We start from the raw sequence: 6,355 nt of genomic DNA, 5'->3' as shown, positions 1-6,355 counted from the left end.
ATTTTTGTCGTGTACAGAGATGGAACAGGCTTTTCCAGCAGTCACTTTAAAGTGTATGAAAAGTGATACAGGTACGATTTTGGGCTTTGTTGGTGTGGCAGAGAAAAAGATTGAGATGTTGTTTATTCGAAATGCAGCACGAGGTCAAGGCATTGGCAAGCAGTTGTTATTTTATGCAGTTGAACAGCTTGGTGCGACTAACGTAGATGTCAATGAACAAAATCCACAGGCAGTTGGTTTCTATGAATGTTTAGGCTTTAAAGTCATTTCTCGTTCCCCACTGGACGGATTGGGCAAACCTTTCCCAATTTTGCATTTGAGTTTGTAGCTTTAAATTGTTTGGGTAAAAAAAGCCATCCGAAGATGGCTTTTTAAAAGGTTCTCAGGAATTAAAGAAAGCTTGGTAAATGACGGGCTGGATCCGTTTCACGGGCAGCCTGTGCCTCAGCAACGGTCATGCCAAGTGCTTTTGCAACCCCTTCACCATAGGCAGGGTGGCAGGCATGGCAGTTACGAATATGGCGATATTTGATGAAGTCCAGCGCATCGCCCATTGCACGGGCAGTGTTGTCAAACAAGACCTGCTGTTGTTCAGGTGTCATCAGTTCAAACAGCGCACGAGGCTGGCTGAAATAGTCATGGTCATCTTCACGATAATCCCAGAAATCCGCATCACCATTGATTTTTAATGGGGGTTCCCGATATTGGGGTTGTTCCTGCCACTGATTAAAGCTGTTTGGCTCATAGTGTGGTAAACCGCCATAGTTGGCATCAATACGGCCCTGACCATCACGGTGATTGCTATGTACAGGGCAGCGTGCCGCATTGACTGGTATTTGTTGATAGTTGGCACCCAAGCGGTAACGCTGCGCATCGGCATAGTTAAATAAACGTGCTTGTAACATGCGGTCTGGCGATACGCTTATACCCAGTACTAGATTGCTTGGCGAAAAGGCTGACTGCTCCACATCCAGGAAGAAGTTTTCAGGGTTGCGGTTCAGTTCAAATTCACCCACTTCAATCAATGGATAGTCACCATGCGGCCAAACTTTGGTCAGGTCGAATGGATGGTATGGTACTTTCTCTGCATCCTGTTCTGGCATAACCTGAACAAAAAGTGTCCATTTTGGATAATCACCATTTTCAATCGCATCAAATAAGTCACGTTGATGGCTTTCACGGTCTTTCCCTACGATGCTTTCGGCTTCAGCATCGGTCAGGTTTTTAATGCCCTGCTGGGTTCTAAAGTGGAATTTCACCCAGAAACGTTCATTGGCCGCATTGATGAAACTATAGGTGTGACTACTGAAACCATGCATATGACGGTAGCTGGCAGGAATACCACGGTCTGACATCACGATGGTGACTTGATGCAGTGCCTCTGGAAGCAGTGTCCAGAAATCCCAGTTGTTGGTTGCACTGCGCAAATTGGTTTTCGGGTCACGTTTGACCGCTTTGTTCAGGTCAGGGAATTTACGTGGATCACGTAGGAAGAATACAGGGGTGTTGTTGCCCACCATATCCCAGTTGCCTTCCTCTGTATAGAATTTTAACGCAAAACCGCGAATGTCCCGTTCTGCATCGGCCGCACCGCGTTCACCTGCAACGGTGGTAAAGCGGGCGAACATCTCGGTTTTCTTGCCGATTTCACTAAAAATCTTGGCGCGGGTGTATTGGGTAATGTCATGGGTGACGGTAAACGTACCAAATGCACCTGAACCCTTGGCATGCATACGGCGTTCAGGAATCACCTCACGGACAAAGTTGGCCAGTTTCTCATTCAGCCATAAGTCTTGGGCTAATAATGGTCCTCTCGCACCTGCTGTCATACTATTCTGGTTATCCACTACAGGTGCGCCAAAGTCTGTGGTTAAGTGGCTAAAAGGACATTTTTTATCGTCTTGGCTCATGGTTATTCTCCATTTACAGGATGACTGTTGAGTTGAGTCATCCGAATTATTGAGTTGTTGTAAATTGCATCATGAAATGTGTTGGATGTTTATAGTTTAACAATAGGCTGCTGGTGGCTTTTTTTCCAATGGATAAAAGCGCATACAACAAGTGCTTTATTCGATGGACACAGCATACCATCTTAAACAGGATTTACGTTTTTTTGCTTATAGATACTGTTAAAAAAAGCACCCTAAACAGGATGCTTTTTTACTTTATGCACTGAGCAAGCGATTAGACTTGACCATATCGGCTAAGCCATGGGTTCTAAAATAATGCTCCAGCCAGCTTTTAATCAGCAAAGGATTGTTCATTTTTAACACATCGTCCAATAGCTTTTTGGCATCGCTCATCGGCACATGGCAAATGGCTTTACGTACCCGCAAGATGTTGCTTGAACTCATGGAAAGTGTATTGAACCCCATCGCCATGAGCAGGATGGCGGTCAGGGGGTCGCCCGCCATTTCTCCGCATACACTAATCGGCTTCTGGTGCTGATGGCAGGCTTGAACAAGGTTTTGCAAAGCCCGCAGCACAGACGGATGAAAATGTGAATAGACATTGGCAACATGCGGGTTGTTACGGTCAACCGCAAGCAGGTATTGGGTCAGGTCGTTGGAACCTACAGAGAAAAAGTCTACCAACTCTGCAAATTCATCAATCTGGAACAGGACACTTGGAACCTCAACCATGATGCCGATTTTAGGTTTGGTGATCTTCACCTGTTCTTCTTCCTGAACCGCAATCCAGTCACGTTCCAGCAAATACAGGACTTCCTCCACCTCACTGACACTGGTGACCATCGGCAGCAGGATATGTAGGTTATTCAAGCCGATGCTGGCCTTGAGCATGGCGCGAATCTGTGCGGAAAAGATTTCTGGATGGTCAAGGGTAAAGCGCAGGCCACGCCAGCCTAGTGCCGAGTTTTCCTCTTCAATGCTAAAGTAGGGTAGGTCCTTATCCGCACCAATATCCAGCGTCCGCATAATCACAGGCTTGTTGGCAAAATGGCTAAGCTGTTGACGATAGATGGCACGCTGCTCTTCCTCACCTGGGAAGCGCTCACGCAACATAAACGGAATTTCACTGCGATATAAACCGACGCCCTTGGCCCCCCGTTGAACCCCACGCACCACATCAATCATCAAGCCTGTGTTGACGAACAATGGAATTTCCACCCCGTCAGGAGTAATGGCATCACGGGTTTCGTATTGCTTCAAATCTTTGGCAATCTGTTCTTCTTCTTTCTGGACTTCCTTATAACGCTGGCGTAGACGGCGCGGTGGATTGACAAAAACACGTCCCTGATAGGCATCGACAATCATCTCAATGTCATCAAGGGTGTTGATTGGCAATTCGGTGACACCCACAACCGTTGGAATCCCCAGAGCGCGTGCCACGATTACCATGTGTGAATTGGCAGCGCCTTCAGAGGTCACAATCGCTGCAATATTATCGACAGGCAGTTCAACCAGCGCCGCAGTGCTGATCTCTTCACCAATCAGGATACTGTCAGGGCTGAGTTCACGATGGCTTGAATCCGCCTCCTGTAGGCAGGCTAAAATGCGCCGTCCCAAATCCTTGAGGTCAGAAACCCGTTCGCGCAGGTAATCGTCCTCCATTTGTGCAAACAGTGCCACATGCTTGTCAATGACTTTGCGCACTGCACCCTGAGCCCAGCTACCTGTGCGGATATGGTCCTTGATTTCACTGGGTAATGCATTTTCATCCAGCATGCGCAGGAACACGCTGAATAACGCGCGTTCCTCTGACATGAGGGAATCCTGCATTTTTTCATCCAGAGACTGGATTTCCTTACGAACAGAGGCAATGGCCTGATCAAGCAATGCCAGCTCGTCACTAATGTCCTCAGCTTCACGGTCTGGAATTGCGGTCAGGTCGGCGGGCGGGTAGAGCACAATCGCCCGACCCAATGCGATACCACCCGCGCCAGAAACGCCCTGAAAGGTCTTGTAGGTGGAACCACTATTCGGTTTTCGGAAAACATCAATATTTCCGACTGCATGCGCATGGGCGATGACACCAGAAAGCTGTGCGCACAGTGTGACAAGGAACGATTCAGCCGCCTCGCTAAAGTCCTGGGATTCCTTGTTTTGAACCACTAGAACGCCCATGACTTTGCGACGGTACATGACAGGTACGCCGAGGAATGAGTTAAACAGCTCTTCACCTGTTTCGGGTAAATAAGCAAAGCGTTCATGTTTCGGCGCATTGTCTAAGTTGACAATTTCTTCGCGTTGACCGACTAAACCGACCAAACCTGTACCGACACTTAAAGATACTTGTCCAACGGATTCAGGGTTTAAACCTTTTGAGGCCATCAACACATAACGACGATTACGCTCATCTAAGAGATATATAGAGCATACATCCACGTGCATCGCTTCAGCCACATGATTGACCATAATGTCCAAAGAGTCATGCAAACTGACGGACGCATTGATTTCTTGCACAATGCGTCTAAGGGTGTCGAGTTGCATGTTTGACATGAGGTGTCTGCTCCTGTTTATTGAATCGTTATATGCCTATTTATAACAGCTATATCGTTAAAAATCATTGTTTAAAGTCATGATTTTGCGACAATTAACGCTGAGGTAACTGTAAACACAACTCCATCATGGCTCTGCGGTAAACATCTCTTTTGAAGTTTACCACCTGACCCAATGGATACCAGTAACTCACCCATTGCCATTCATCGAACTCGGGTGGGTCTGATAGATTTAACTGAATATGATGCGGCGATGCCGTTAATTTCAGTAAAAACCACTTTTGCTTTTGTCCAATACATACGGGATCTGAATCTGACCGAATGTACCGATGTGGCAAACGATAACGCAGCCAACCCTTAGTTTGCGCTATAATCTGGACGTGTTCGGGCAATAAACCGACTTCTTCTCTCAGTTCACGGTAAAGTGCCTGTTCAGGGGTTTCTCCAAACTGGATCCCTCCTTGTGGAAATTGCCAAGCATTGTGACCAATGCGCTTTGCCCATAAAACTTGTCCATCATCGTTTGCCAAAATGATCCCGACGTTGGGTCGGAAACCTTCTGAGTCGATCATTTGGCTACCTAAATTTTGTCTATATCGTTGACTTTGATCTCGGGGACAGTCACTCTTCACGTCCAACTCGAAAAAGGTCAAAGTAAAATGTTTAAATTGCTATGATCTTAACGAATTTTTAGTGACTTACGGAAATAGATTTACGTTTTTTTTCTTTAATTTGCATTTAAATGAGTATTTATATGAAATTGGCTTTGTTTGATTTAGATCATACCCTGTTAAATACCGACTCTGACCACTCATGGGGTGAGTTTTTAGTGAATGAAGGTTTGGTTGATCCAGTTCATCATCGTCAAATGAATGACAAGTTTTATGAAGACTACAAGGCGGGACAACTCGACCCAATTGCCTATAATGAATTTGTATTTGAATTTCTCACCAAACATGACAATGCTTATTTAACTGAACTGCATCAGTTGTTTATGCAAAAGGTGATTCGTCCACAAATGCGTCCCAAAGGTTTTGAGGCCATCAGGAAGCATCAGGATATGGGACATGCCATCGTTGGGATTACTGCAACCAGTGATTTTATTACCGCACCAATTTTCCGTGAGTTTGGCATTACTGAAATTATTGCCACCAATGCTGAGGTGCTTGAGGGTAAATATACGGGTAAGGTCACAGGCTTGCCATGCTACCAAAAAGGCAAGCTGGCACGTCTGGACCAATGGTTAGATGGTCGGATAGTTGAGGAATCGTGGGCCTATTCAGACTCGATTAATGACCGTTTCCTACTTGAATATGCCACCCATGCCATTGCAGTCAATCCTGATGATCGTTTGGAGAAGCTGGCACGCGAACAGGGCTGGGAAATTCAGGACTGGTCGATTTAATCAAAAAATATAGAAAAATGTTAAACATATTACAGTTTTAATATGTTTAACATGTTGAATAATAAGAAGATCACTAATTGGATATAAAAAATGCAAGAGTATCGTGATGAAACTGAACAAACTAAAAAACCAACCTGGCTAGATTATGTCGCCGAAGGTTGTGGGGAATTGATCGTACAACTTACATTATTAGGAATCTGTTTTTTAATTGGGAATGTTTATTTTGCCTATGTTGCTTTTGGCGTAGGTGCACTATTTTTGATTTTACCTTTTGCGATGTTAGTTTATTTTATAGCGAAAAAATATGTGAAAAAGCAAAGGCTAAACTATCAAAAAGCTCAGCAGAATGAGAAGTGAAAATATTTTGTTTTTAGGAAAGGTTTTTTTTGATATAAAAATGTTTTTGATAGGGGTAAATAATGAAAAAACAACAAATTGAATTGCCAGAGAAGTTGTGGAAAGAGCAAAGTGTTGATTTAACCCGACACAGT

At 44.8% G+C, this 6,355-nt stretch carries 6 protein-coding genes; 3 read left to right on the top strand and 3 right to left on the bottom strand.

The features are described from left to right. Positions 1–328: GNAT family N-acetyltransferase (locus B4H32_RS07975; RefSeq protein ID WP_414630956.1), on the top strand; the 328-nt coding region annotated here is incomplete at its 5' end. A 61-nt stretch (positions 329–389) separates the two neighbouring features. Here the strand turns inward: B4H32_RS07975 and B4H32_RS07970 are convergent. From B4H32_RS07970 to B4H32_RS07960, 3 genes are all read right to left on the bottom strand, one after another. Further along, positions 390–1,910 (bottom strand): catalase, encoded by a 1,521-nt coding sequence (locus B4H32_RS07970; RefSeq protein ID WP_286801575.1) that lies wholly within the window; start codon positions 1,908–1,910, stop codon positions 390–392. A gap of 255 nt (positions 1,911–2,165) precedes the next feature. Next, positions 2,166–4,460 carry a phosphoenolpyruvate--protein phosphotransferase gene (gene ptsP / locus B4H32_RS07965; protein WP_004680589.1) on the bottom strand — a complete coding sequence of 765 codons (2,295 nt, stop codon included), beginning with the start codon at positions 4,458–4,460 and terminating at the stop codon, positions 2,166–2,168. 94 nt (positions 4,461–4,554) lie between these two features. Then, positions 4,555–5,031, bottom strand: coding sequence for an RNA pyrophosphohydrolase (locus tag B4H32_RS07960; protein WP_004680587.1), 477 nt, complete (start codon positions 5,029–5,031; stop codon positions 4,555–4,557). Between the two features lie 182 nt (positions 5,032–5,213). On the opposite strand from B4H32_RS07960, the gene B4H32_RS07955 reads away from it, so the two are divergent. After that, positions 5,214–5,864, top strand: coding sequence for an HAD family hydrolase (locus B4H32_RS07955; protein ID WP_286801573.1), 651 nt, complete (start codon positions 5,214–5,216; stop codon positions 5,862–5,864). A gap of 90 nt (positions 5,865–5,954) precedes the next feature. Next, complete coding sequence (locus tag B4H32_RS07950; protein ID WP_004680584.1) at positions 5,955–6,221, top strand: hypothetical protein; 267 nt, start codon at positions 5,955–5,957, stop codon at positions 6,219–6,221. Positions 6,222–6,355 lie beyond the last annotated feature (134 nt).

Source organism: Acinetobacter sp. UBA2063 (assembly GCF_002333245.1).
Taxonomy (GTDB): Bacteria; Pseudomonadota; Gammaproteobacteria; order Pseudomonadales; family Moraxellaceae; genus Acinetobacter; species Acinetobacter parvus.
This window is presented reverse-complemented; position numbering and strand designations above follow the sequence as displayed.